The following is a 26,396-nucleotide window of genomic DNA, read 5'->3' as shown; positions in this document are numbered from 1 at the left end:
TTGGCTTTGCAAATTTACAAAGCTCCTACTCTATATCATTATCTATAAAAATTTGATTTTATATACTAGAAATTTTATCAATAAATTTAAAAAGGTCTAGCAAGGGCTAGACCTAAAAATATTAGCTTGTAGATAAGCTCTTAAGTTCTAAAGACACTAAGTTTTGAATTTAATGCATCTGTCATCTTATTTAGATGTTCTGCTGCTGAAGCTATCTCTTCGACACTTCTAGCATTTTCAGATGAAATTTGGTTGATATTTGAGATGCCTTCCATGATTTCATTTATATTTTTGCCAGTTGCGATGTAGTCTTGCATAGTCTTATCAGACATTGCTATAGCGTTATTCATTGTCTCACTCATAACATTTATAGTTTTTTCAACATCGCTTGCCACGTGAGTTAGCTCTTGGATCTGCTTAGAGTTGATACCCATTTGCTCGCTACTATCATTGATCGCTTGGACAATGACGTTAATAGTAGCATTTATCTCAGTTAAACTCTTTTGAGTCCTCTCAGCTAGCTGTCTAACTTCATCAGCAACAACGGCAAAGCCACGTCCATGCTCACCTGCTCTTGCAGCCTCAATAGCTGCGTTAAGTGCAAGTAAATTTGTCTGATCAGCTATATCATTGATAACAACAAGAACTGATTTTACCTGCTCGGCATCACGGCTAAGCTGATCGATCTTATCAGCCATTTGATTTTCTACATTAGCTGAATCAATAATCTGCGCTGATAGCGATCTTATAGCTTCAGTTGCCGTTTTTATATGTGTGCTTGCTTTTTGAAGATCGTCTTTGCCAGCTTGAGCTACCGCTAAAGATTCTTTCATATTTTCTTGCATTACTTTACATCTTTGATTTGTCTCTTCTACTATTTCAGTTGATTTTTCTACACGTTTGCCTGTCTGAAGAGATGTAGAACTAAGCTCATTTGCAACGGAGCTATTTTCGCTTGAAAGGTGCTTTGTATCACTTATTAATATTCTTATTCTTTCAATAAAATCATTTATATCTTTACTTATCTTAGCTATCTCGTCTTTACCATAAATAGGAATTTTAATTGTAAAGTCAGATGTTATCGCATTTAAATTTGTTCCTAGTCTATCAATAGGATTTGCAACCATCTTTTTAAGTAAGAGCATCGAAACAGCTATCAAAAGCAAGGTAACTATGATACTTGCTATGATGAAATTTTTACTAACTACTTTTAGTGGTGTTAAAAAATCATCAGTAACAGCTGAACCTAAAACCATCCAGTCTAGTTTATCAAATGACTCAAAAGCAACTATGCAGTCAACCCCATCAATTATAATAGGCTCAATACCTTTTCCTTTTTTAACAATATTATCCATAGTAGTTTTTAATTCGCTACTTAGCTCTTGATTTGTCTTGGTTGGATGAAAGTCAAATTTGCCAGTTTTAGTATTGTAAAGAGAAAAATATCCATGCTTACCAAGTTTCATCTCAGAAAAAGTCTTTTTCATATTGTTTAATCCCTCGGTAGGATCATAACCAACAAATAAAATTCCTATTACCTCGTTATTTTCAATAATAGGATCATAAATACTCATATAGTTGCGTCCAAATAAATTTACAACACCTATATACCTCTCTTTATTCATGATATTTTTATAGGCTTGACCGTTTTTGTCAATCATCGTACCAACAGCTCTACTACCATCAGCCTTCGTCACCGATGTACTAACTCTTAAAAAATTATCACCCGATTTTGCAAAAATGGTTGAAATTCCGCCTTTTGTAGCGTTATTAAATTTATCTAGAATATCGTAGTTATTGTTTAAAATACCATTTTGAGATATTAGTTCTATCGCCTCGTATTTGTCAGTTTTGCTCATCTGGTGATTAGTTGAAATTTTTCCAATCATCTCTTTAAAAACACTCATTATTAGCTCTGCACTACTTACATTATCTTTTTCAAATAATTTAACCGTATTCATAGCAAGCTGGACGTTTTGTTCTACTGTTGTAAGCACACCATCTTTTATCTCGCGCTCTAAAATATTTGATGTATATACAACAAAACAAGTCATAGATACTGCCAAAACCGTAGCAATCGTTGCTGAAACTTTTACCAAAATGCTTCGTAAATTCATTTTGTCTCCTTTTTCTAAAAATTTTCGCCTTGATTATAGTACTATTTTAAATAAACTTTATACAAGAATGCATAATTAATAATAATTAATAAATTATCATTATTATTTTATTCATAAACTATAACTTTTTTGAAATCATTTTAAAAAATTAATTTAAAAACCTTGATAGTAATGCTATCAAGGTTAAGTATATTTTTATCACTTTGTGTTATAATCTGCCAAAAATTTTAAAACAAGGAAAGAAAAATGGCAGATAAATTTGAATTTCAAACCGAGGTCAATGACCTTTTAAATTTGATGATCCACTCTCTTTACTCAAACAAAGAGATATTTTTAAGAGAGCTCATCTCAAACTCAAATGACGCTCTTGACAAGCTAAACTACCTTTGCTTGACCGATGAAAAATATAAAAACTTAAGCTACACTCCGAGGATCGACATCAAAGTAGATGAGAAAGCTAAGACTTTAACCATCAGCGACAATGGTATCGGCATGGATAAGGACGAGCTCATCGCAAATTTAGGTACCATCGCAAGAAGTGGCACAAAAGGTTTTATGAAAAATTTAAGCGGCGATGCCAAAAAAGATAGCTCGCTGATCGGTCAGTTTGGTGTTGGCTTTTACTCAGCATTTATGGTGGCAAACAAGATCGAGGTCATAAGCAAACGAGCACTTAGCGACAAAGCCTATAAATGGACATCTGATGCAAAAAGCTATGAGATCGAAGACACCCAAAAAGATAACTTTGGAACGGACATCATCTTGCATTTAAACGATGATGAGTTTGCAAATTCTTGGCGTATAGAAGAGATAGTCAAGAAGTATTCAAATCACATTCCTTATCCTATTTTTATGGATAAAGAGAACTATGTCGCTCCAAAAGAAGGCGAAAAAGAGGGCTCTTATGAGACCAAAAATGAGCAGATAAACAAGGCAAATGCGCTTTGGAGGCTAAATAAAGCTAGCCTAAAAGAGCAAGATTACAACGACTTTTATAAGCAAATTTCACACGATAGTAGCGATCCGCTCCTTTACATACACACAAAAGCTGAGGGCAAGATCGAGTATTCAACTCTATTTTATGTGCCAAGCACCGAGCCGTTTGATCTATTTAGGGTTGATTATCAAAGTGGCGTGAAACTCTATGTGAAAAGAGTCTTTATCACAGATGATGCAAAAGAACTCTTGCCGCCATATTTAAGATTCATCAAGGGTATCATTGATGTTGAGGATCTACCATTAAATGTAAGCCGTGAAATTTTACAAGAAAATGCGATCATGAGAAGCGTCAAAGAGCAAAGCGTGAAGAAAATTTTAAGCGAGCTTGCAAAGCTAAAAGATAACGATCGTGAAAAATACATAAAATTTTACAAACTATTTGGCAAGGTTTTAAAAGAGGGACTTTACGGCTTTAACGCTGAAAAAGAGCAAATTTTAGATCTTTGTCTGTTTAAAAGCTCAAAAAGAGATGAGCTTATCAGCCTAAAAGAGTACAAAGAGGCGATGAAAGAGGATCAAAAGTCAATCTACTACATCAGCGGCAACAATGAAAATATGCTAAGAAATTCGCCGCTTCTTGAGAGCTTTAAGAAAAACGACATCGAAGTGCTTATTATGGATGAAGAGATCGATACGATCGTAATGCCAATGGTAAATTATTTTGACAAAACACCTCTAAAATCAGTCTCACACGCTGACATAAACGACGAGATAAAAAGCGATGAGAAGGTCGATGAGAGCAAGGTTGCAAATACGCTTGTTAAAATGAAAGAAATTTTAAAAGATGAAGTCAAAGATGTAAGACTAAGCTCAAGACTATCAAGCTCGGCTGCGGTGCTAATTTACGATAAAAACGATCCTGATTACGCTATGCAAGAGATGCTTAAACAAATGGGACAAGGTGCAAATGCTCCAAAAATTAAACCGATCTTGGAGATCAACGCTGATCATGAAATCTTTGCAAAACTTGAAAAAAATGAGGCGATGGTTTATGACATAGCGCCTTTGCTTCTTGATATGGCAAGGCTAAATGAGGGCATGAGCCTAGAAAATCCTGCCAAATTTTCAGAGCTACTAACGAGAGTAATGATAAAAGCTATCTAATTTTATAAAGCCCAAAAGAAATTTTGGGCTTTAACCTACTTCTATAAATTTAAAATTCCCTATAATAAATCGACCTGTACGCCATCTTGTATCTCAAGAAAAACAGTGTGTCTTGTGTTTATTGTATTTCCATTGATAGTTTCTTGGCGATTAAATGTCGCTTTATATACTTGATTTACTGCATCACCCTCACTTGTAACATCTACTTTGTTGTACATATCACCTACAACACTATGTTTTCTATTTAGTGTAGCAACATCAGCTTTTGTAGCTTTTACAAAGTCATGTGTGAGCTGTACTAGGTCTTTGCTGTCGCCTATGACTTTTAGTACCGTATTTACACTCTCACTAGCTGCACTATTGCTTGCATCCCTTGTGTTTCTGCTATCAATAATATCAAAGACACCATCTGGGCTAAATTTTATAGATACCGCTTGATCGGCACTGCCTAGCTGGATCTTTTCAAAGTTATTTATCTTTTTAACGTTATCTAAATTTGAAAAATCCACATCATCAACGACTATCAGAGTATCCACACCACCTCTGCCGTCTATCGCCCTACCTTTACTATAAACAAAGGCATCGTCTAGGTTATCACCTTTTATATCGCCCTCTTGTCTTAGATATACTAGATCGCCAAAATTTGATTCGCCGTATTTACTAGCGTCACTTAGCTCGTAAGAATTTGTAGTCCCTATCTTTTTTAGATGTCCATTTTGAATAAGTGCTTCAACGTAATTGTTGCTAAAGAGATGCGTGCCACTACCTTGTGCTCCAACCAACATAGATGAAGGATACGGATCTTGGGGGCCATAAGTGTTTGCTACACTTTTTGGAAGCATATATAAAGATAAGTTCATCTCACCAGTTCCGTCCATATACTCCATATCAAGTTTATAAAAACCAGCTTTATCAAATGTAAAATCTCTACTCCACCACTGACCATTTTTACCATACGATGCTTCCGTCGTCGGGTTTATATATGTTGTTGGACTTCCAAATTTTTGTGTCGTTCCATTTATAGTAAGCTCTGCATAGTTATGCAAATCTGCTGCTCTTACAGAGTATATTCCAGGTGCACTTACATATATCCAGCCATTCATCTTCATAACAAGATCAGAACCAACAGGATTTGACTCACCAAGAGTATAGTTGCCGGGTCTACCTTTTAAAACACCATTTGCAAAGCCTATATTGTCACCAGTGCCAGCAGCAGTATCGACGCCATTTCTAAATTTCTTTGGTGCATATGGATTAGACGCATCATATAAAGCACTATCTTCATGCCTACCAACTCTAGCTAGATCCTCCGCATGCATATTTCCTTGATTAGACAAAGTCTTATAGTGTGTTCCTGAAGCAAACTGCACAACATCGTAGGTAGTAGAGGCGCTTGGAGAATAAATTTCCATATAGTTTTTATAGATAGGCTTGCCGCCTTGCGTACTATAAACACCAGAATTGTTACCAACTCTAGCTCTCCATGACGGATCTACGTAGTTGTAAAACCACATATCAGCATCAAGACCGCTGTTGCCAATAAATGTAACAGTGCTAATAGATACGTTTCCTGCGGCGTCAGAATTTTTTATCATAAAATTTGCCCCAGTGCTATTGGCTGATAGGGCAAAATTTTCAGAATAGCTATGTGTATTATCAAGAGACGAGCTTTTGTGAACAGAATTTAGCAAGTCATAAAGATCGACTTTATTTATGGTATTTTTATTAAGAGTATTGTTGCCATTTGAGTCGGTTCCAATACTACCTGAAATATCTACACTAGTAACATTAGACGTGGCATTTGGTGTAGCTATCGCATCTGGAGTAGCATCAAGATCGACTCGGACCAAGAGATCATCATCTTTTGTTTCATCACTCTTTAAAACAGTCGCTCTAATATTTGAGTATCTTTCATCTAGCTTTATCCCAAGCGCTTCAAAGTCCATATTTACACGCTTGTCCGCACCTACAACTAGATCTATATAATTTTGTCCGTTTGGTAAAATTTTAGCATTACCATGATCATCTTCAAGAACTAAACGAAGCTTGGTTCCAGGAGCACGGTCTACACCAAAGACTATATTTGGCTGCTCATCGTTAGTAAGAGAAATATTGTACTCTTTTATAGTTTTGCTCTCATTATCAAAGTTATTTTTCTGAATAACTTTTTCATTATCTCCTGCCCTTAAGTATTTTGCGATATTTATAACTCCTCCATCTATCTGCGTGGCAAGCTTTACATCGTCAATATACTCTAAAATTCCAAAGTCAAATAATCTACCACGGATACCATCAGTCGTCGTAGCCTCGCCAGGTGTTGTGATAGTCGCTCTAACCGGCGTAGAATGATCCATAGAAATAGGAACGTCTGGTATGCTAAATTTACCACCGGCTATTGGAAGCGGTGCCGAACCATCACTTGGTACGGCTGTTAATCCATCGTCGCTTATGGTATATTTGACAGTTGTTGTAACAGATGGTATGGTAGGAGTTGATATCGTGACGTTTATACTGCTTCCTGGTTTTGTATTATTAGGCAGGTAGATATCAAGATCGCTTTGAGTTGATGACGAGCCAGAAGGAGTTGTGATACTATCTATCAGTCCATCACCATCATTATCCCTTGCAAACTGCACCTTTATGCTATTATCTAGAGTTATCTTGTCTGTGACTGGGGCTGCTTTATTGCCAGCTTTGTCAGTAAATGTAGTTGTAAAATTTGTCGTAAGCCCATAAAGTCTTGTGGTGGTCTCTATGGTACCATTATTTACACTAATAGGCGCACCATCATCTCTCGTGGCACTATATACACCAGATGCGTTTTGAGAAATTTTAATAGTGATTTTATCTGTTTTACCATCACTTCCTGCGATATCTATCTCAAATTTATCACCATCTTTTGCATCGTTTGGAATTTTTATCTTTATAGATGTCTTTACGCCATCAGGACTAAAACCACTCTCCTTGCTAGTTAGAATGCCGTCTTTATCGCCATCTTTTGCAAACTGCACATGCGGAGATCTTATAGGTGCAACTATGTCACTTGAAATTTCACTCACGCTTGAAGCTTTGGGGGTGCCAGTCGTGCCATCAATGATCGTCGTACTTAGCCTTTTTATGCTTGGATCGCTCGAGTTTGTTGGATCAGTGATTGTGATCTTGCCATTCTCGATAGGAATGATCTCTGTACCACCATCAAGTGTAGCACTAAGTCCGTCAGGTGCGATAGTATATGTCTTTGTTACACTTGTTGGTGTGCTAGCTGGATCATCAACTTTTATACGGATCTTATCGCCAACTACGGCATTGTTTGGTATATAAATATCTATCGATAAGGCCGTACCGCCACTTTTTGTGAGTTCAGCTAAATTTATAATCCCATCTTTATTATCATCAAGAGTAAAAACAGTGATTGGATCGTTATTGTTTGCTATGGTTATGGTTTCAATTACACCTGGATTGCCCGACTTACTTATCATTTGGATATTTACATTTGTTGGAGTTGAAGATGAAATTTTAACCGCATTTGCTACGTTAAAACCGACATTTCCACCACTCTCACTTGTGAGCGGATAGCTCTCGCCACTCTCTTTATCTACAAGCATATTGCCTGATGTTTTAACCAGTACCTTTTCATGTAAAGTTCCGTCAGGATCGGTAGCCGTTAGCTTTATCTTATCACCTATTTTCATATTTGGCGACAAGATGATCTTGGCATCATCACTTGGCGTGCTAATTGTTGGATTAAAGCTATTCTCACTTGCATCTATGACGCCATCTCGGTTTAAATCTTTTCCCAAAACGACCTTTTTGAAGCCAAGAGTCGGAGTGATTGTATCAACGCTTACAGTTGCCTTTGCCACAGATGAGTTAGTGCCATTTGCTAGAGTGATACTAGAATTTACACTAAATGTAGCATTTGGAGTGACAGCGACACTTGGAATGATAAATTCTTTTTGCTCTGGGTTTGTGGCATTTGACGAAATAGGTAAAATTTCACTTGGATTATTTATATTTATCACGCTTGTGCCAGCTTGATCAACCTTATAAACAAGCATGGTCTTTACACCGTTATTTTCGACTTCCAATGTCACTTTGTCGTTTGGCTTGAAGTCATTATTAAAAGTAACCGCCATGCCAGTATGATTTGCATCGCCGCCTGCTTCTGCAATATTTATATAGCCGTCGCCATCAATGTCTTTTAAAATTCTAACACTTGGTGCTGCAATAACCGGAATACTCTCTTTTTGCTCTACCGCTGCTACCGCACCGCTAATAGACCTATGTGCCAATGCCGACTCTTTTAATATGACTGGCAGTACAACCGCACCACCATCAACACTAATAATATTTGAGATATGACCTTGTGTATCAAAATTTAAACCATTTATGCTTGCAAAGCTACTACCGTGGTTTGAGCCATGAGAACTATGACTTGCATTATGAGAGCTGTCGTCTTCGCCTTTGTTTTTTGTTTCTTCATTCTCAACAAGAAAATTTCTCTTATCTTCTTCTATCTGGGCTTCGCTGCCTTGCGTATTAAAATTTGCTTTTGATAGCTCTTTTGTGATGACGATAGTTTGGGGCTCAAGTAGCGCAATAGGCGAAGCGTGATAGAAATTTATAACGACTGTATCACCGCTGCTTTGTGTTATGATCTCGTCGCCTAAAAATATCTCATCTCCCTGTTTTAGTGCGATCAACTTTTCATTGCGTTTTACAAATACTTTTCCACTTATTTTTGCGACTATACCAACGTTTTGCATATTTAGTCCTTTAAATTTAATAATCAATCCATTTAAAATTTCACGCGATTATAGCTAAAAAATATTTTATATAAATAAAAGAATTTACATAATAAATTTTATTATTTTTGACCCATTTTTATATTAAAAAATAAATTAAAATTTTTATAAAATGCCAAATTTGCTTTGTTTGTAATAGAAAAATAAATTTTAAGAATTTCCCACGCCAAAGGACGTGGGATAAATTTACGCTATCTTAGTAGCGTCGATGATGTTTAGATCAAGTCCTAGATCTTCGACAGATAGTCCAAGTGCAAGACCTACAAGCTGAGAGAGGTGGATGATAGGTTTTCTAACATCTGAGTAATTCTCATCTTGATATCTCTCTTGGTAGATGTCAAGCTGCATTTGACAAAGTGGGCATGGTGTGACAACTACGTCAGCGCCGTTTTCATCGGCATTATTTACGATTTGGCTTGACATTTTTCTTACAGATGTGCCGGCTGGATAACTAGCGTGGAATCCGCAGCAGTCAAGTCTTTTCTCAAATGGCACAATAGTAGCACCAAGTGCACTTACAACGGTTTCAAAGCTCTTTGGATTGACTGAGCTTTCCCTGTTATGAAGATCTTTTTCAGGTCTTAGGCTATGACAGCCGTAAAATAGCGCTACTTTTAGCCCACTAAGTGGTTTAACAACCTTTGCTCTTAGCGTTTCTATGTTTTGATAAAGCACCCAAAGAAGGCTTGTGATCTCGGTTGAGCCATTATATTTCATATTGCCCTCAGCCAAGAAAGTATTTATGCGGTCCTTTGCACCCTTATCAAGCGTAGTTTTAGCTCTTGTTAGAGTTAGCATACAAGTTGAGCATGTCGTAAGCATAGGCATATTCATCTGCTCTGCAAGTGCTATATTTCTAGCATTTGCCACAAGCGTAGCGATAGGATCGACGTCTTGTGCTTGTTGGGCACCACAGCAGCTCCAGCCCTTTATCTCGTGAAGCTTCCAGCCAAGTATCGGAGCGATAGCCTCAAGCGACATCTTAGCCTCTTTAGCTGCTTGAGAGAGTACGCATCCTGGGAAAAAAGCGAATTCGTTTTGCATAATTACTCCTTACTAGCAGCTTTGCGAGCCGCATTTATCATTTTTACTAGATCATCATGTCCTTCTATGTCCTCTTCACCAAAGATATGAAGCGGATTCATCTTACCTGCAAGCATTAAATTTGCAGCAATATCCATTTTGCCCATATTTTTAAATACTCCCTCAGAGCGAAGTGCAAGCTTGATCTCATTTAGTCTGCCTGAGCCATCAACTAGATCGGTTAAGAACGCCTCAGCGTGATCTGGTCCCATACCATCATCAAAGCCTTTTTGCATAGCCATAATGCGAAGATCAGTTATATCTTTGCATGCACTTATACCTTTTGGACAGCGATCAGCGCACTCTTGGCATTTTACACACATCCAAAGGCCATTATCGATAGCTGGTTTTAGATGCGGCATAGGATCTTTGCTACGTGAGTCAAATGCCGCTCTATAAGCATGCACAAATACAAATGGCTGCATATAATCGCTCGCATCAGCTTCAAGTTTATTACACTCACTAGCGCACGCACCGCAAAGTATGCAGTCCCATTCAAGCGCTACTTTTTCATACTCTTTTTGACTTTGCTTACAGCCTTTTTCTGCGCTAAATTCTGACTTAGCAGTAATGCTAGGCTTTATCTTGCGTAAATTTTCGATACTTGGCTCCCAGTCCACCATAAGATCAGAGATGACCCTGAAATTTCCAAGTGGAGAAATTCTTATACTCTCTGGATTGTCATACTCAGCCAAAAGCTCATTCATCTTCGTATCACAGGCTAGATATGAGTGGCCATTTACTCTAACAGCGCACGCACCGCATATCGCTGAACGGCAAGATGCTGTGAAATTTAACGTCGCATCCTTTTTTTGTTTGATATCAAGAAGCACTGTTAAAAGAGTTTTGCCTTTGATCTCTTCATTTGTTAGCTCATAAGTTGATTCATATTTTTTAGTTCCGTCAAAGCGGTCGATAATAATTTTCATCCTAGCTCCTTACTCTGGCTTCTTGCCGTCAAGTGAAAATATGCCTGTCACAACGTCTTTGTAACTAAGTTCAAGCTTGCCGTCTTTTAGTGTGACTATGCTGTGTTTTAAGAAATTTACATCATCTCTTTTTGGATAGTCCTCTCTTGTGTGAGCACCACGGCTCTCAAGACGATTTTGAGCTGCAAGGCATGCTGCACGAGAAAGAAGTATAAGGTTGCCAAGCTCGACATAGTCAGTAAATGCTGTGTTCATGACTGGGTTTTGATTTGGCACTTTGATAGTGTCATATTTTGCTTGGATAGCTTCTAAATTTTTAGAGAGCTGATCAAGTTTTGCACCAGTTCTAAAGATACCCATTAGATCCCAGTTGTTTTTACCAAGCTCTTCACGAAGTGCGTACATGTCGTTCACACCGCCCTCGCCTGTTGCGATAGATTTAAATTTATCTTGCCACATTTTTGCTAGCTCAGAAGTCTTTTTGCCGCTTGCAAATTTTGCATTTTGAGCGTAAGCACCAGCACCTTTGCCAGCTAGATCGCCAGTTACAACTGCGTCAGTTAGGCTGTTGCCACCAAGGCGGTTTGCACCGTGGATAGATACGCATGAAGCCTCGCCACCTACATAAATTCCAGGAATTTTTGTGCTCATATCATCAAATTTAGCTACCTCTATGCCACCCATTGAGTAGTGAGCTGTTGGACGGATAGGCACTGGTTGCTCGATTAGATCGATATTTTGGAAAAGCATAGCTGTGTGGCGAATTTTTGGAAGCTTTTTCATAATGGTATCTTTGCCAAGGTGGCGAACGTCACAAAGCACGTAAGCGCTCATACCCTCACCAAAGCCTCTGCCTTCGCGAATTTCTGTCTCGATCGCACGAGCGACGACGTCACGAGGAGCTAGCTCCATCTTTTCGTGATAGTTTTTCATAAAGCGCTCGCCCTTGTTGTTTAGTAAGTATCCACCCTCGCCGCGAGCAGCTTCTGTGATTAGTGTGCCACCATTTTGAACGCCAGTTGGGTGAAACTGAAGCATCTCAGGGTCTTCAAAACCAAGACCTGCTTTAAGCGCAGCAGCGATGCCATCACCAGTTGCTATAAATGGAACTGATGTGCGGTTATAGAAAATTCTAGTGTATCCGCCAGTTGCGATGACTAGAGATTTGCAAAGAACTGGATAAATTTGACCATCTTGGATGTTGCGAAGAACGACGCCTTCGACCTTGCCGTCCTCAAGACCGATCTCAAGCAGCTCATGATCCATTAGAAATTTAACGCCAGCTGTGATAGCGTCGTCAAGACAAGCGTGCATCAAAATGTGACCAGTTTTATCAGCTGCGTAGTTACAGCGTTTTTTGCTAGCGCCACCCATAAAGCGAAAAGCAACATCGCCATTATCTTTACGGGACACGTCACCATTATCTATACGAGAAAAGAGCATGCCATTGTGGTCTAGCTCGTGGATGACTGCGCCTGCTGCCTCGCAAAATTTTACAACTGCATCTTGATCGGCAAGATAAGCTGCACCTTTAACTGTGTCATAAGCGTGAAGTTTGAAGCTATCGCCATTACTAAAGTCAGTAACGCCATTTATTCCGCCCTCCGCCATACAGGTTGCGTTGCGTGATGGCATCATCTTTGTAGCGACAACGACGGTTGAGTTTGGATATTGCTTGCGAACGGCTGTTGCTGCACGAAGTCCAGCACCACCAGAGCCGATTATTAGCACATCAACAGATGGTAAGCCACTTTCATTGCCTTTTGGCAACTCGCCAGCAAAAATGTTGGTCGCACCAGCCGTTGTAGCTAGCGCACCTACGCTGATACAGGCACTTTGTAGAAATTCTCTTCTGGTAAATTTTTCACTCATTGATAACTTCCTATCTTAGTAAATTTTTAGCGTTTAAAAACGCACCGCCAGTTTATTTCTTAATATTTTTTAAAACTACTATATTAATTAAATAATTAATAATGGAAGATTACATTAAATTTACTTAAAAGAAACATAAAGATTTATTTTAGATTAAGAAATGAGAGCTGATATTAAAATCAAAAAGGATGAAATGGGCTTTTCAAGGTAGTTTTTATAAATTTAGTGGTAGAAAAATTTATAAGATATATAAAAATTTCTACCGATTTGAAGTTTATTTTTATTTTTGAGTTTTTAAGCTTTAAAAGCACTTTTTTTAGGATATTATAAAGATAAATTTACTTTTATACTTAAATAAATATATTAAATATAATAAATAACCTTATTTTTGTCCTATTATCAAAATTCACCCTTTGAGTGCAAAATTTCTTTTAGCTCGCTATCACTTAGCTTGTAGTTATAAAACCTCTCGTAAAACTCTTTTGTTTTTTGCTCTAAATTTAGATCGCTAAATTTCTCTGGGTAAAATGTCTTAGCCAGCCAAAGTGGATAGAACGCACCTTCAGCACTTCTTACGCTCCAAAGATAAACGCCACTTGGCACTACAAAAATTTCTCCATTTTGCACAGCTTTTAGCTTGGCAAATGATGCGTTTTTGGTGATAGCATCGGCACTTTTTTGTGAATTTGTGATGATGATATCTTGGTTAAAGATGATGACTTGCTCTTCATTTATTGATTTTGAAATTTTAAAATCCCCATCGCTTAGTTCTGAGCTTAAATTTATACCACCAGCCACGCTAATATACTCTGCGCCGATATCTTTTGAGCTAATGGTGTTAAAGTTTCCTGAGTTATAGTTAAGCACCAAAACTCTCTTTTTTGGCGTTAAATTTGCTGTTTTTGGCTTACAAATTTTATATTCTCGTTAAAATAGTCATTAAACTCACGCGCCCTTTTTACGCTCTTTTCGCCCCAAATTTCAGCGATCTTGCTAAAGCTATCTTGTATCTCTTTGATGCTTTGAAATTTATCTATCTTCACAACCGCGATGCCAGCGCTCTCTAGCTGAGCCTTGCTATTTTCATCAAACATCATGCCAACTGGCCCAAAAACAACTTGCGTTTTTGACGCGATAATAGTCTCGACGCTGCTACTTAGCATGCCACTTTTGTTGTTGTTACTCTTTATATTTGGAAAAATTTTTGACATAAGTGGAGGCAGTTTTGGCGCACCGCTAATTATATGATCCTCGTTACCAAGCATCGCAGAGACTTGCACAAAAGCCCCTATCAAAGGTGTCGCACGCTCGATCACATCAGGTACTTCTACTTTTTTATCGTCGCTATCAAGTACCACTCTTGCTTGCAAACTAACAAGCAAAAAAGCCAAAAGTAAAATTTTCTTAAACATATCTTCTCCTTTCAATCCACCATCACGCAAGAGAAATGCTCGCGTTCATCGATGATATTTTTCACCACTCGTATATCTACACCGTAAATTTTCTTTAAATTTTCACCATTCATCACCTCGCTAGCCTCGCCGTAGATGTAGTTTTTATCACGCCCAAGCATCGCAACTTTTGCGTTTAGATAAAAGACCTGCTCTGGCTGACGAGAGGTGAGGATGATGATGTAGCCTTGCTTTGCGAGCTTTTTTATCTCTTTTAAATGATTACCAAAGTCTAAATTTGCTGTTGGCTCGTCAAGTAGCATCACCTTTGAGCGTTGCGCTAAAGCCCTAGCTATCAGCACCATTTGCCGCTCGCCGCCTTTAAAGCTCTCTAAATTTAGCGTCTTTAACGCATCTAGTGCTATCTTCTCATCCTCTTTGCTAGGGCGCTCAAATATACCAAGCCTTGCATTTGCACTCATCATCACCACGTCAAAAACGCTAAAAGCAAATGGCGGTGTATGAGCTTGCGGGACGTAGCTTATAAAGCTTGCTCGCTCTTTCTCGCTCATCTTTAGCGCGTCTTTGCCGTCTATTAAAATTTCTCCCCCAAGTGGCTTTAAAAAGCCAAGTATCGTCTTAAACGTCGTCGTTTTGCCGACGCCATTGCTACCAAGCAGGCAAAAGATGTCGCCATCTTGTAAATTTGCATTGAAATTTTCTATAACGACCTTTTTGTCGTAGCCACAGCTTAAATTTTTTATCTCAAATTTCACGCAAAACCCTTTTTGCTCTTATAGAGCAGATAGACAAAAACAGGCGCGCCAACTAGCGAAGTGATGACGCCAAGTGGGATCTCGCTTGCCATTAGACTGCGTGAAGCGGTATCAACTATCAGTAAAAATAGCCCTCCGCCAAGCAGTGAAGCTGGAAATAGCGTGATGAAATTTGCTCCCACGACAAAGCGCATGATGTGAGGGATGACAAGCCCCACCCAGCCCACGATACCGCAAAATGAGACACAAGTAGCGGTTAGAAGTGTTGAAGCGATGATGATTATGATGTTGTAAAATTTTACATTTAGCCCCATCGCCCTAGCCTCTTCTTCGCCAAAACTAAGCGTATTTAGCTTGTAGCGAAGCATGAAAAGTGGCACAAGACAGATCATAACTACGCAAAAAAGTAGAGCCAAATTTTTATATCCGCCGCTTCTTGCAAGGCTTCCCATCAGCCAAAAAGTAACTTCTGGTAGCTTATCTTCGCTATCAGCTAGAAATTTTATGAGCGAGCTAAGTGCTCCAAAAAGAGATGAGATGACGATGCCAGTTAGCACCATCACGAGTAAATTTAGCCTACCCTTTGCGATAACGCTGCTTATAAAAACGACAGCAAAAACGGCAAAAAGACCGCAGCCAAAGGCACTAAGCTGCACGCCTATGTAGTTGAAATTTAAGATGATAGCCACGCTAGCTCCCACAGCTGCGCCGCTTGAGACGCCAAGGATGTCAGGCGAGACTAGAGGGTTTTTAAAAAGACATTGATAGACAGCTCCAGAGCTAGCAAGCGCTGCACCAACAAGGACGGCAAAAAGCACCCTTGGCAAACGAATTAGCGTAAAGACCGTATATCCTTGCTCGTCGCTTGGTTGCTCGTTTAAAATGGCTGATCTTATAAACTCAAAAATTTGAGCGTAACTTATCTCGTAGCGTCCGATACCTAATGAAAAAAGAGTACCAGCAAAAGAAGTGCAAATAATGCAAAAATGATCTTTTGACTACTCAAATTTCATCTCCCGTACGTCCCACCAGATGAGATAACTCTTTGTCTCTCTTTTAAATTTATATCCGTCATTTGTTTTAGTAAGATACTTTTCTACGTTTCGTTTGTAGATTTCTTCTTTTTCGGGCGCGATCTCACCAACAAATCTAAAATAAGAAAACGCCTCTTCAAGGCTAGCAAAATCCCTCTCAAAAATGGTGTCGATTATCTTTAAATTTGGATTTGCTCCCATGTCGTAAGCGATATTAAAGATAAAGTTATAGCCAAATCTCCTATCGCTAAGACCTGCCTCATTTTCATCTTTTATCCCTTTTAAGAAGTCTTGCCAGAATGTCTTTAAACTTGGATAATCCATTAAAAAAGAGGTCATCACGACATATTTTTTAGCAAATTTGCAAAGCTTTTTTATATCAAAAAGCCCAACTGAGCGTGATGCTAACACGATGTCGTGTTTTGGCAGATCCTTTAAACTCTGCTCATCACTCCAGTCTTTTTGGATGAAATTTATATTTTTCGCTCCAGCCTCTTTTGCATTTTTTTTGGCATATTCAAGCATTTTTGCAAATGGATCTAGCGCACTTACGCTCTTTGCCAGCTTTGCAAGTGGTACGCTAAGCCTTGCTGGACCACACCCCACGTCAAGCACGCTATCATCTTTTGTGATAGGTAAATTTGAGAGCAAATTTAGCGTAGAAGCCGCCTCCATGCCAGTCATCTCGTTATACATATCTGCGTAATCATCCCAGTTTACGCTACCATCTTTGCCTTTTACTTTTTGTAAAGTAGGCGAAAACACTCGCTCCAAAATCGCTTGATAATCAACCAGCCCTTGCATCTTTTTTCCCTTTGGTTATTTAAATCTGCCCTATAAAAAAGGCAAATTTAAAGAGCCTAAAGCCAAAATAAATTTGGCTTTGGTTTTTAGAATCTAACTTGAGCTGAAAGCATGAAGGTTCTGCTTTGTCCTAAGAAAAGCGAAGTTCCGCGTCCAGCAATCGCTCCATCTACATCAGATGGAAGCATTCCTGCCCAGTATTTTTTATCAAAGAGGTTATTTATGTCAAATCTTATAGTTGTCTCTTTGCCTAGCCAAGCTTTTGTAGTGTATCTAGCTCCAACATCTGTTGTGAAATAGCCATTTACGCTATGAGCGTTGGCATTGTCGATGTAGCGTTTGCCTGTGTAGTGGAAATTTGTTGTAAATGCAAGTTTGTTTGTGCTAGGAACTGCGTAGTCAAACAAGACATTTGCTTGAAATTTTGGCTCACCAATAACCGTTTTGCCTTCAGATACGCCATCTTTAGCATTTTTTATCTTAGCATCAAGAAGTGTAAAACCACCATACATACTTAAAGTATCAACAAGCTTTCCACCAGTAGTTAGCTCAAAGCCGCGGTTTCTTTGTGTGCCTTGAATTTTATACTCTGCACTTGCTCCATTTCCAAATAGGTATGCTACTGGACGTTTGATCTCAAAGATCGCAGCTGATAGATCAAGCTCACCTAGTCTTGCTTTTGCACCGATCTCATATTGTTTACTTCTAATAGGCTCTACTGTTAAAGTCTCGCCTGCTCTAGGTCCTCTTCTAAAAGTATAAGTTGATTGTTCATTTGAGATACTATCTGCATAAGTAGTATAAAGGCTTACGTTTTCAACTGGTTTATAGACAAGGCTTACACCGTAGTTAAAGCCACTTTTATCATAGTTTTTCTCTTTAGATGGATCTAGCTTATAGCTTGTAAACCAGCTTCTTGAAACTGACAAGATAGTGCTAAAGTAGTCATTAAATTTAATATCATCAACAACAGATACATTTTTCATATCACTACTTCTATTTTTATATCTGCCACTTCCTTTTGCTACGTGCTGATCGTTAAATATTACTGGATTATATAAATTTGATGTTCCAAGTTCTTTTTCACCGCCTTCATTTCTAGCACTATAAATAGTCCAGCGATATCCATTTATAGCTACGGCAAAATTATGTGATAAAGAACCTGTTTCAAAATTTGTCAAACCTTTTAAGAACCAACTATCTACATCAAATCTGCCAGATGCTCCGCTTCCTCCAGTTTGAGTCACCTTAAAATCACCTTTTGAGTTTAAAAAATCATTGTTAGAGGTATACATATCTCTGATAGCCTTTTGCCACTGATAGCCACCTTCAAAATACCAGTTGTCTGTTGGAGCATATTTTAGTTTTACGCTAGCTGTCGTTGTTTTAAGATGATTGCCACCAAAAGACTGCTCAAGTCCTCTTTTGGTATCTTTTACAGGGCTAGGTACATCAAAATTTGCCACTCCGTTTGTTAATGGCATACTAAAAGCACCTGGCATACCTGAGTTTTTATGCTCATAGTGGCTAAAGTTTGTCTCAAGTGTTAAATTCTCTGTAAGATAAAAATCAAGTCCTAGTGAGGCTAAGCGACGAGAAAATTTGCTATCTTTGGCATTCTTTTCTCCGCCTGAGTAGTAAAAGACGCCCCTATATCCAACCTTTTCAAATTTATTTGAAGTATCAAGTCCTACGCCCAAATTTGACCTTGAGCTGTAATCAGTCTAGATGATATTTTGAAGTGGAACTGGGCACTTACGAGAGTAGAGGAAATATCCAGAAGGCGTGGCGCCACCATAAAGCGAGCCAGCAAGGCCGTTTTGGATCTGCAAACTCTCAAACATCGCCATAGGTATAGCTGTGGTTGATGTAGAGTAAAAGCCGTCCCAAAGAACATTACCTACGACTGAACCTTGAAAACCACGGGTTTGCGGACGACCAACATCGCCACCGCCGCGATACTGAATAGAAGCTGAAGGAAAATACCTAACTGCATCTTCAAAACCTTGAACGCCTTGGTTATCAAGAACCTCTTTTGAGATTGTATTTACTTGATAAGGCATATCTATAACTTTTTTATCAGCCAAAGGACCAGCGGCTACTCTTTTACTTAAAATTCCTTCATCGATGCCACTCTCGCTGATGTTATCACCGACTGAATTTACTTCGATACCCTCAAGTTTTGTCGTTTGCACAGCAAAAACTTGACTTAAAAAACCACTGCACATCAAAAGTGCAGCACATGTTGCAACTGAGATTTTGTAACTCAATTTTTACTCCTTTTTACAAAAATTTTACATCTGAAATGTTACTAAAACAAATCTTAAATATAATTTATTAATTTATTAAATATTTAAAAATATATTTTATTTAAGAAAGCTAAAATAAGGCATTATGAGAACAATTTTTAAAAAATTTCATAGCTTTGGCAAGATAAATAAATACTATAAATATAATCTTTTATATCGATAAGTGATGCTTAAAATTTTAAGAAAAGTAATAATTGATTTTTCTGTTTATAGTAGAATTTTGGCTAAAAATTAGCCAAAATTTATTTTAAAAGCTCTTTTGCGTATTTTAGACCTAGCTCGTAAGCTTTTGCGTTTGCTTCTTTGACCTTAGCTGGCACGCTTGCTAGCATCTCTTCACACACTAAATTTTCATCCATGCACCCACTCATCGCCACTGCTACGCCAAGGGCTACGACGCTTTGAGTGATGACATTACCAACCTCGTCTTTTGCGATAGAGATGATAGGAATTTCGTAAATTTTCCAGCGCTTTTTATCCTCATCGCTCACTTTTACCAAATTTGGCTCAACAACGATCGCACCGCCCTCTTTCACGCCACTTTTAAAGGCGTTGTAGCTTATCTGCGCGGTAGCAAGCATAAAGTCTATCTCGCCCTCGTTTGCATAAGGGTATAAAATTTCTTTCTCATCAAGTATGATATCGACCTTCGTTGGACCGCCACGCACCTGAGATGTGTAGGTAGAGGCCTTGACGCCATATCCGCCTGCTTTTATCTTGGCAGCTGAGAGGATCTCGCCAGCTAGTATGACGCCCTGTCCGCCAACGCCGACAAATCTTAGTTGTGACTTCATGCTAGCTCCTCAAAATTTATCGCTTCATTGCTCATTGCAGCCCTTCTTACCTTGTCGTAAGCTTTGGTGTATTCGATCTTTTCTTCATCTTTGTGAAGCACACCAAGTGGGAAAATGCCCTCTTTCTCTTCGTCACTTAGCATGTCGAATTTGACCTTGCTAGTCGTGCGGCCCTTTATCCACTCTAAATTTTTCACCGCCTCGCCCATTTTGTTCTTGCGACCTAAATTTATATGGCAGTTTGAAAATACATCAAAAAAGCTGTATCCATCGTGGCTAAAGCCCTCTACAAAGAGCTTTGTAAGCTTCTCTGGCTCGATGACGCTACCACGCGCGACAAAGCTAGCACCTGCGGCGGTTGCGAGCTTACAGGCGTCAAAGCTAGGATCGATGTTGCCGTATTGTGCTGTGACCGTCCACATACCTTTTGGCGTGGTTGGGCTAGTTTGAGAGTTTGTTAGCGCGTAGATGAAGTTGTTTATTAGGATGTGATTTAGCCCGATATTTCGGCGGCATCCGTGTATCGTGTGGTTGCCCCCGATCGCCAGTCCGTCGCCATCGCCAGTTACTACGATGACGTGCTTGTCTGGATTTGCCATCTTTACGCCAGTTGCGTAAGCTACGGCTCTGCCGTGAGTTGTGTGGATGGTATTGCAGTCGAGATATCCACTAAAACGGCCAGAGCAGCCTATGCCTGAGACTACACAAACGTCGTTCATGTCCCAGCCCATGGTGTCGATCGCGCGAATGAGCGCCTTTAGTATGACGCCATCGCCACAGCCCCAGCACCAAAGAGTAGGCATTTTATCTGTTCGTAAATATTTATCATAATTAAAAGCCATAAATTTCTCCTATCTTCGCCTCGATCTCGCTTGGGCTTATCGGTCTGCCGTTTGCTTTTAGCAGTTTTGCAAAGTCATCTCTTAAGATGATCTTTAAAATTTCGCCACTATACTGGCCTAAATTTAGCTCGCAGACTAAAATTTTCTTAAATTTATTTGATATCTCTTTTAGCTTTTTAGCTGGAGCTGGGAATAGTGTGAGCGGTTTAAATAGCCCTACTTTTAGCCCTTTTTCGCGTAAATTTAATATCGCTTGCTTAGCTGAAAGCGCCACACTACCAAAGGCGATGATGCAAATTTTAGCGTCATCAAGCATAAACTCTTCATATTTTTCGCACTCGTCAGTGTGTAAATTTATCTTATTAAACAGCCTATTCATCGAATATTCAACGATCTTGCCATCTTCTGTTGGAAAGCCAGTGGCGCCGTGGTGAAGCCCAGTTATGTGGTAGTGATAGCCTTTAAAGAAAGGATTTAGCGTAGCTGGCTCATCTGGTGCGGCCTCATAAGGTTTATACTCTTTTGGCTCGCCATTAAATTCTCTTCTTTTATAAATTTCTAGCTCGCTAATCTCTGGCAAACTAACCCTTGCTTGCATGTGGCCTATCGTCTCATCAAGTAGCAGCATAACTGGCGTCATAAACCTAGCTGCAAGGTTAAACGCTCGAACTGTCTGCGTATAGCACTCCTCTAGGCTGCTAGGCGCTAGCACTATCATATTTACATCGCCGTGAGTTGGGTTTTTAGCCTGCAAGATATCGCCTTGTGCGACGCGGGTTGGCAAGCCAGTTGATGGGCCACCGCGCATAACGTTTACGATGACAAGTGGTATCTCAGCTATAAAGCCAAGGCCTATTTGCTCAGCCTTTAGTGAAATTCCAGGTCCTGAGCTAGCAGTCATCGCCTTAGCACCACTCGCACTTGCGCCAAGAGAAACTGAAATCCCAGCTATCTCATCTTCCATTTGTATAAATGTGCCGCCATGTTTTGGCAAAAGCACGCTTAGCTCGTGGGCGATCTCGCTACTTGGAGTGATCGGATATCCGCCAAAGAAGTTACAGCCACACTCGACAGCAGCCCTTGCTACTAGGGCATTTCCAGTTGATACTAGCTCTCTCATGCGCTCTCTCCAAGCTTTGCAAATTTATTTGCCTTTACGGCAGTAGCTCGCTCTTTGCTCTCAGCGGTTAGCTTTGCAAATTTAAAGCCTTTTTCAGCCACATAAATGGCAAAATCAGGGCAGTGAAGCTCGCAGTCGCGACAGCCTATGCATGAGTCAGCATAGACGACCTCTATCATCTTACCAAGCACCGCTTTTGGCTCAAGTCTCATCGCTAGCACACCAGCTGGGCAGTAGCTCACGCAGACATCACAGGCTTTACACCTGCTCTCATCGACCCAAACAGGTACATTTTCTTTTATTATCATCTATATTCCTAATCCAAATTTTCTTTTAAAAATTTAATGTTTTTTCTAATATCAGCTTCGCTTTTACTTAGCTGCTCTTGCTCACTTTCATTTATATTTAGCTCTAAAATTTCTTTTAAGCCCTCACGTCCAAGCCTTACTAGCCTGCCGCAACTTAGCTCATCATCAAGAAGTACGCTAGCGCTTAAAATTTCATCACTCTTGCCTATTATCGCTTCACACATCTTCACAACTGCAGCTGCTGGTGCATAGTAAGCTGAAGTGCCAAGAAGCTTAACGATCTTTGCACCACCTGTACTTGTCTCTTTTTTAAGAGTTGCAAGCTCATTTTCGTTTAAATTTTCGCTAATGTTGCTAGCAGATACGATCATCTCGTCGTTGTGAGCGCCAATTATCTTTGTCTTTAGCTCTTTTGCATCCTTATCTTTTAGAAGTGCTAGCTCATATCTGCATCTTGCCCCATCAAGCTCACCAGCCATGCCGATCACTTTATTTTTGCTAAAGCCACTAAATTTATGAGCCGTCCAGACCATCACATCAAGCGGATTTGTCACGACAATTATCACCGCATTTGGTGCAAATTTTGCGATATTTTGAGCTGTTTGTTTTACAACAACGGCGTTTTTAAGAAGTAAGTCCTCTCTTGTTTGACCCTCTTTTCTTGGGCTTCCAGCAGTTACCACTACGATATCACTGCCCTCTATTAGCATAAAGTCATCGCCACCGCAAACGGTAGTTTTTGCGTTAAATACGCAACTTGACTGCGCTAGATCGATCGCTTTTGCACGTGCCACGTCACCAAATATATCCACAAGTACGATCTCATCGCAAACTTCCCTCATACAAAGTGCATATGCTATGCTCGCACCGACGTTTCCTGCTCCAACTATACTTATTTTCATTTTCTCATCCTATTATTTGATTTAAAATTTTACTTGGCCTCATGGCCTCATTTGCTTTTACTTCATCTGGCAAATAATATCCGCCAAATTCCGCGCTTGCACCATCATTTTGTCTTAACTCTTTTAAAATTTCGCTCTCATTTTTCTCTAGCCCGTCTGCTAAATTTTCAAAAATTTTACTTAAAATCCCGCCACTTTTTGCCATCTCTCTTGCCCAAAAAAGTGCCAGATAGAAGTGTGACTCCCTAGTATCAAGAGTAGCATTTGGCGTTTTATTTTCGTCCAAATAGCTAGCAACCGCTCTATTTAGCGCATCACTTAGCTCTTTTGCCTCTTTTTTTTGCTTAACAAACGCTAGATGTTCAAGCGAAGCACTAAGCGCCAAAAACTCACCTAAGCTATCCCAAAGTAGATGATTTTTCTCTTTTAGCTCTTTTACAAGCGTTGGGGCCGTTCCGCCAGCACCTGTTTCAAACATCGCTCCACCAGCAAGTAGCGGCACAACTGAGAGCATTTTTGAGCTGCCGCCTAGCTCAAAGATCGGGAAAAGATCGGTTAAATAATCTCTTAAAACGTTACCAGTTACGCTTATAATGTTTTTGCCAGCTCTTATCAAGCTAAGCGTTTTTGTGGTTGCTTGCTCGTAGTTTAAAATTTCAAATTTTACGCCAGCGCTAGCAAATTTCTCTTTAAATCTTTCAAATTTAGCTATCAAATTTCTATCGTGAGCACGGCTACTATCTAGCCAAAATATAAGCTCATCTTTTGATATCTCGCCTCTTTTTAAAGCAAGCTCAAACCACGCATTTATCGCGTCTTCTTTAGCCTGAGTCATCCTAAAAATGTCGCCCTTTTTAACGCCAATTTTAAAGACGCTCTTGCCCGCTTCGTCAAAAACTACAAATTCTCCGTCCTCTTTTGCGATGAAGGTCTTATCATGGCTGCCGTACTCCTCAGCCTTTTTAGCCATTAGCCCCACGTTTGCTACGCTACCGATCTTGCTCACGTCAAGTGCGCCATGCTCCTTAAAGTCCGCTACGCAAGCCTCATAAACCCTAGCGTATGTTCTATCTGGGATCATGCAAAGCGAGAAATTTAGCTCGCCGCTTCTATCTTTTACCTTGCCAGAGCTTCTAATGAGTGCTGGCACGGAGGCGTCTATTATGACGTCATTTGGTACGTCAAAATTGCTGGCATTTTCATTTAACGCCCAAATTTTTGCCTTTTTGCTCAAAATTTCATCAAATTTAGCCAAAATTTCATCTTTGTTTTTAAGCTGCAAAATTTTAGAAAACATATCTTTTAAGCCATTTTTAGCCTCCACACCGTGAGCCTTAAATTCTTCGCCGTATTCAGTAAAAACCTCTTTAAAATAGCTTTTTATCGCATGCGCAAAGATGACTGGATCGCTAACTTTCATCATCGTGCATTTTAGATGCAAGCTCAAGGTCAAATTCTCTTTTTTTGCCTCATCAAAGCAGCTTTCATAAAATTTATCTAGCTCGTTTACGCTTAAATATGTAGCATCAACTATTTCGCCACTTTGGATAGCAAGCTCTTTTAAAAGCTCTTTTTTGCCATCCGCACTTATGAAATTTACATAAAATTTCTCATCTTTATTAGCGATAATTGAGCGCTCATTCTCATAAAAATCGCCCTTTTGCATGTAGCAAATTTTTGTCTTATTTGCCTTATCCCAGCTGCCGTTGCTATGTGGATGTTTTTTGGCAAATTCTTTAACCGGTGGCAAGACTCTTCTATCTGAGTTTCCTTGCCTAAGCACTGGATTTACCGCGCTGCCAAGCACTTTTTGGTATTTTTTAGCAACCTCTTCGTCGTAGTCTGTGATGATCTCATCTGGATAAAAAGGCACATTTATGCCCTTGCTTCTAAGCTCCTCTATCGCTGCTTTTAGCTGAACAAGCGTGGCTGAGATGTTTGGCAGTTTTATGATATTTGCCTCTTTGTGACTGGTCAGCTCGCCTAAAAGCTCCAGCTCATCGGACTTATTTAGTCCAAGCTCTTTGCTAAAAAGAGATAAAATTCTCCCAGCCAGGCTAATATCGGCCCTAGTTATGCTAATGTCAGCGCGTGATAAAAAGCTCTTTACGATAGGAAAGAGAGAGTAGCTTGCAAATAGCGGTGCTTCGTCAGTTTTGGTCCAGATAATGTCACTCATTTTAGCCCTTTTAGTTTTTTAAAATTTATCACTTTCTTTATTAAATCTCGTTGTATTTTAGGCATTTGCCGCAAATTCTAGCTCTATTTTCCTATATTTTGGTTGTGCTCGCTTAAGGTTTTTGAAAAAATGTGTTTTTTCGCCTTTTTGTCAAGCACAAAGTATAAATAATCGCTCTTTGCAGGGTTTATCGCCGCTTTGATCGCACTTATCGAGACGCAGCAGACTGGACTTGGCGGAATGCCGTCGTTTAGATAGGTATTAAACTCGCTCATATCACTTCTTATGCGCTCAGCCGTGATCACATCGTGCGAATAAATTCCATAGTTTAGTGTGCCATCCATCTGCAGCCTCATGCCCTTATTTAGGCGGTTATAAATTACTGAGGCGACAAGTGGCATCTCAGCGTCGTTTGCCGCTTCTTTTTGGATGATCGAAGCGATCGTTAAAATTTTAAACCATTTTTTCTCATTGTATTCGCCAAAAATTTTATTGCTGATATCGCTTTGAGCCTTTCTTGATGAATTTACAAGATAAAAAGCAAGGTGCCTTTCGCTGATGCCTATTGGAATTTTATATGTATTTGGCATCAAAAAGCCATCACTCACTGGAGCAAGGGCGTTATATTCGCTATTTAGCTTAACTGGGTCAAGTCCTAGCTGGGCAGCGATCTGGTTTAAAAAAACGATAGTTGTTTCGCCTGGTATTAGCGTTATCTCGGTTAAAGCCGCTTTTGACTTTGCAAGTTTTTTTAAAAAATCAACCCTTGAAATTTTGTCTTGGCCGATCTCTATCCAGCCAGATTGCGGAGAGCCGATAAAAAGTATGGCGTACTTGTCTATCACGCTTAAGTTAAAGTTGCGATTAGCTAAATAAGATATAATCTCGCCCACACTTCCCTTTGGTATAAAAACGACCTTGCTTGTGTTTATAGGGCGTGCCAAATAGACAAAAATACTTAGGAAAATGATGGCTACGATATCAAAAAAAATGTCTAAATATGGCTTTTTCATAAAATTTTTTATCAT

19 protein-coding genes and 2 pseudogenes are annotated in these 26,396 nt (G+C 39.3%); 1 reads left to right on the top strand and 20 read right to left on the bottom strand.

Annotated features, from left to right (window positions below; translation table 11 throughout):
• Nucleotides 1–140: 140 nt before the first annotated feature.
• Nucleotides 141–1,193 (bottom strand): annotated as a pseudogene (locus tag A3223_RS09955) (methyl-accepting chemotaxis protein); the annotation flags it as partial.
• A gap of 27 nt (nt 1,194–1,220) precedes the next feature.
• Nucleotides 1,221–2,054: pseudogene (locus A3223_RS09950) on the bottom strand (Cache 3/Cache 2 fusion domain-containing protein); the annotation flags it as partial.
• A 309-nt stretch (nt 2,055–2,363) separates the two neighbouring features.
• On the opposite strand from A3223_RS09950, the gene htpG reads away from it, so the two are divergent.
• Nucleotides 2,364–4,220 carry a molecular chaperone HtpG gene (gene htpG / locus A3223_RS00520; RefSeq protein ID WP_084107915.1) on the top strand — a complete coding sequence of 619 codons (1,857 nt, stop codon included), beginning with the start codon at nt 2,364–2,366 and terminating at the stop codon, nt 4,218–4,220.
• A 59-nt stretch (nt 4,221–4,279) separates the two neighbouring features.
• On the opposite strand, the gene A3223_RS00515 is transcribed toward htpG, so the two are convergent.
• The 18 genes from A3223_RS00515 to mltG all read right to left on the bottom strand — a co-directional run bounded on the left by A3223_RS00515 (nt 4,280) and on the right by mltG (nt 26,396).
• The gene (locus A3223_RS00515) at nt 4,280–8,986 is read right to left on the bottom strand and encodes a hypothetical protein (RefSeq protein WP_084107914.1); all 4,707 of its coding nucleotides are present in this window, start codon (nt 8,984–8,986) and stop codon (nt 4,280–4,282) included.
• A 225-nt stretch (nt 8,987–9,211) separates the two neighbouring features.
• Nucleotides 9,212–10,069: an 8-methylmenaquinol:fumarate reductase membrane anchor subunit gene (gene sdhE, locus A3223_RS00510; protein ID WP_084107913.1), complete on the bottom strand. Its 858-nt coding sequence runs from the start codon at nt 10,067–10,069 to the stop codon at nt 9,212–9,214.
• Between the two features lie 2 nt (nt 10,070–10,071).
• The gene (sdhB, locus tag A3223_RS00505; RefSeq protein WP_084107912.1) at nt 10,072–11,037 is read right to left on the bottom strand and encodes an 8-methylmenaquinol:fumarate reductase iron-sulfur subunit; all 966 of its coding nucleotides are present in this window, start codon (nt 11,035–11,037) and stop codon (nt 10,072–10,074) included.
• Nucleotides 11,038–11,046: 9 nt separating this feature from the next.
• On the bottom strand, nt 11,047–12,909 hold the full coding sequence (gene sdhA, locus A3223_RS00500; protein WP_084107911.1) for an 8-methylmenaquinol:fumarate reductase flavoprotein subunit: 1,863 nt from the start codon (nt 12,907–12,909) through the stop codon (nt 11,047–11,049).
• A 399-nt stretch (nt 12,910–13,308) separates the two neighbouring features.
• Complete coding sequence (locus A3223_RS09755) at nt 13,309–13,776, bottom strand: hypothetical protein (RefSeq protein WP_234402226.1); 468 nt, start codon at nt 13,774–13,776, stop codon at nt 13,309–13,311.
• Between the two features lie 20 nt (nt 13,777–13,796).
• Entirely contained in the window at nt 13,797–14,321 is a 525-nt protein-coding gene (locus tag A3223_RS09750) for a hypothetical protein (protein ID WP_257639218.1), read from the bottom strand.
• 11 nt (nt 14,322–14,332) lie between these two features.
• A complete protein-coding gene (locus tag A3223_RS00490) occupies nt 14,333–15,076 on the bottom strand; it encodes an ABC transporter ATP-binding protein (protein ID WP_084107910.1) in 744 nt (247 codons plus the stop codon).
• Nucleotides 15,073–15,984: a FecCD family ABC transporter permease gene (locus tag A3223_RS00485; RefSeq protein ID WP_257639245.1), complete on the bottom strand. Its 912-nt coding sequence runs from the start codon at nt 15,982–15,984 to the stop codon at nt 15,073–15,075. The genes A3223_RS00490 and A3223_RS00485 overlap by 4 nt, the downstream gene beginning before the upstream one ends.
• A 90-nt stretch (nt 15,985–16,074) precedes the next feature.
• Complete coding sequence (locus tag A3223_RS00480) at nt 16,075–16,914, bottom strand: class I SAM-dependent methyltransferase (RefSeq protein ID WP_084107909.1); 840 nt, start codon at nt 16,912–16,914, stop codon at nt 16,075–16,077.
• An 86-nt stretch (nt 16,915–17,000) separates the two neighbouring features.
• Entirely contained in the window at nt 17,001–18,614 is a 1,614-nt protein-coding gene (locus A3223_RS00475; RefSeq protein ID WP_234402224.1) for a TonB-dependent receptor, read from the bottom strand.
• A gap of 24 nt (nt 18,615–18,638) precedes the next feature.
• Complete coding sequence (locus A3223_RS09745; RefSeq protein ID WP_234402223.1) at nt 18,639–19,184, bottom strand: Plug domain-containing protein; 546 nt, start codon at nt 19,182–19,184, stop codon at nt 18,639–18,641.
• A 281-nt stretch (nt 19,185–19,465) separates the two neighbouring features.
• Nucleotides 19,466–20,017, bottom strand: coding sequence for a 2-oxoacid:acceptor oxidoreductase family protein (locus A3223_RS00470; RefSeq protein ID WP_084107908.1), 552 nt, complete (start codon nt 20,015–20,017; stop codon nt 19,466–19,468).
• On the bottom strand, nt 20,014–20,859 hold the full coding sequence (locus tag A3223_RS00465) for a 2-oxoglutarate ferredoxin oxidoreductase subunit beta (protein WP_084107907.1): 846 nt from the start codon (nt 20,857–20,859) through the stop codon (nt 20,014–20,016). Before A3223_RS00465 ends, A3223_RS00470 begins: the two co-directional genes overlap by 4 nt.
• Nucleotides 20,849–21,979 (bottom strand): 2-oxoglutarate synthase subunit alpha, encoded by a 1,131-nt coding sequence (locus tag A3223_RS00460; RefSeq protein WP_084107906.1) that lies wholly within the window; start codon nt 21,977–21,979, stop codon nt 20,849–20,851. The genes A3223_RS00465 and A3223_RS00460 overlap by 11 nt, the downstream gene beginning before the upstream one ends.
• Complete coding sequence (locus A3223_RS00455) at nt 21,976–22,287, bottom strand: 4Fe-4S dicluster domain-containing protein (RefSeq protein WP_084107905.1); 312 nt, start codon at nt 22,285–22,287, stop codon at nt 21,976–21,978. The genes A3223_RS00460 and A3223_RS00455 overlap by 4 nt, the downstream gene beginning before the upstream one ends.
• 8 nt (nt 22,288–22,295) lie before the next feature.
• Nucleotides 22,296–23,189: a malate dehydrogenase gene (locus A3223_RS00450; protein WP_084107904.1), complete on the bottom strand. Its 894-nt coding sequence runs from the start codon at nt 23,187–23,189 to the stop codon at nt 22,296–22,298.
• 4 nt (nt 23,190–23,193) lie between these two features.
• On the bottom strand, nt 23,194–25,368 hold the full coding sequence (locus A3223_RS00445) for an NADP-dependent isocitrate dehydrogenase (RefSeq protein WP_084107903.1): 2,175 nt from the start codon (nt 25,366–25,368) through the stop codon (nt 23,194–23,196).
• Between the two features lie 83 nt (nt 25,369–25,451).
• On the bottom strand, nt 25,452–26,396 hold the full coding sequence (mltG, locus tag A3223_RS00440) for an endolytic transglycosylase MltG (protein WP_084107902.1): 945 nt from the start codon (nt 26,394–26,396) through the stop codon (nt 25,452–25,454).

Origin of the sequence: Campylobacter concisus (assembly GCF_002092855.1) — a bacterium.
Classification (GTDB): domain Bacteria; phylum Campylobacterota; class Campylobacteria; order Campylobacterales; family Campylobacteraceae; genus Campylobacter_A; species Campylobacter_A concisus_AI.
Note: the sequence above shows the minus strand (reverse complement) of the source record. Positions and strands in the feature narration are given on the sequence as shown.

Bases quoted from the DNA above. Each gene is read 5' to 3' on its own strand.
- htpG (WP_084107915.1), top strand. From the start codon at position 2,364: ATGGCAGATAAATTTGAATTTCAAACCGAGGTCAATGACCTTTTAAAT.
- A3223_RS00515 (WP_084107914.1), bottom strand. From the start codon at position 8,986: ATGCAAAACGTTGGTATAGTCGCAAAAATAAGTGGAAAAGTATTTGTA.
- sdhE (WP_084107913.1), bottom strand. From the start codon at position 10,069: ATGCAAAACGAATTCGCTTTTTTCCCAGGATGCGTACTCTCTCAAGCA.
- sdhB (WP_084107912.1), bottom strand. From the start codon at position 11,037: ATGAAAATTATTATCGACCGCTTTGACGGAACTAAAAAATATGAATCA.
- sdhA (WP_084107911.1), bottom strand. From the start codon at position 12,909: ATGAGTGAAAAATTTACCAGAAGAGAATTTCTACAAAGTGCCTGTATC.
- A3223_RS09750 (WP_257639218.1), bottom strand. From the start codon at position 14,321: ATGTTTAAGAAAATTTTACTTTTGGCTTTTTTGCTTGTTAGTTTGCAA.
- A3223_RS00480 (WP_084107909.1), bottom strand. From the start codon at position 16,914: ATGCAAGGGCTGGTTGATTATCAAGCGATTTTGGAGCGAGTGTTTTCG.
- A3223_RS00470 (WP_084107908.1), bottom strand. From the start codon at position 20,017: ATGAAGTCACAACTAAGATTTGTCGGCGTTGGCGGACAGGGCGTCATA.
- A3223_RS00465 (WP_084107907.1), bottom strand. From the start codon at position 20,859: ATGGCTTTTAATTATGATAAATATTTACGAACAGATAAAATGCCTACT.
- A3223_RS00460 (WP_084107906.1), bottom strand. From the start codon at position 21,979: ATGAGAGAGCTAGTATCAACTGGAAATGCCCTAGTAGCAAGGGCTGCT.
- A3223_RS00455 (WP_084107905.1), bottom strand. From the start codon at position 22,287: ATGATAATAAAAGAAAATGTACCTGTTTGGGTCGATGAGAGCAGGTGT.
- A3223_RS00450 (WP_084107904.1), bottom strand. From the start codon at position 23,189: ATGAAAATAAGTATAGTTGGAGCAGGAAACGTCGGTGCGAGCATAGCA.
- A3223_RS00445 (WP_084107903.1), bottom strand. From the start codon at position 25,368: ATGAGTGACATTATCTGGACCAAAACTGACGAAGCACCGCTATTTGCA.
- mltG (WP_084107902.1), bottom strand. From the start codon at position 26,396: ATGATAAAAAATTTTATGAAAAAGCCATATTTAGACATTTTTTTTGAT.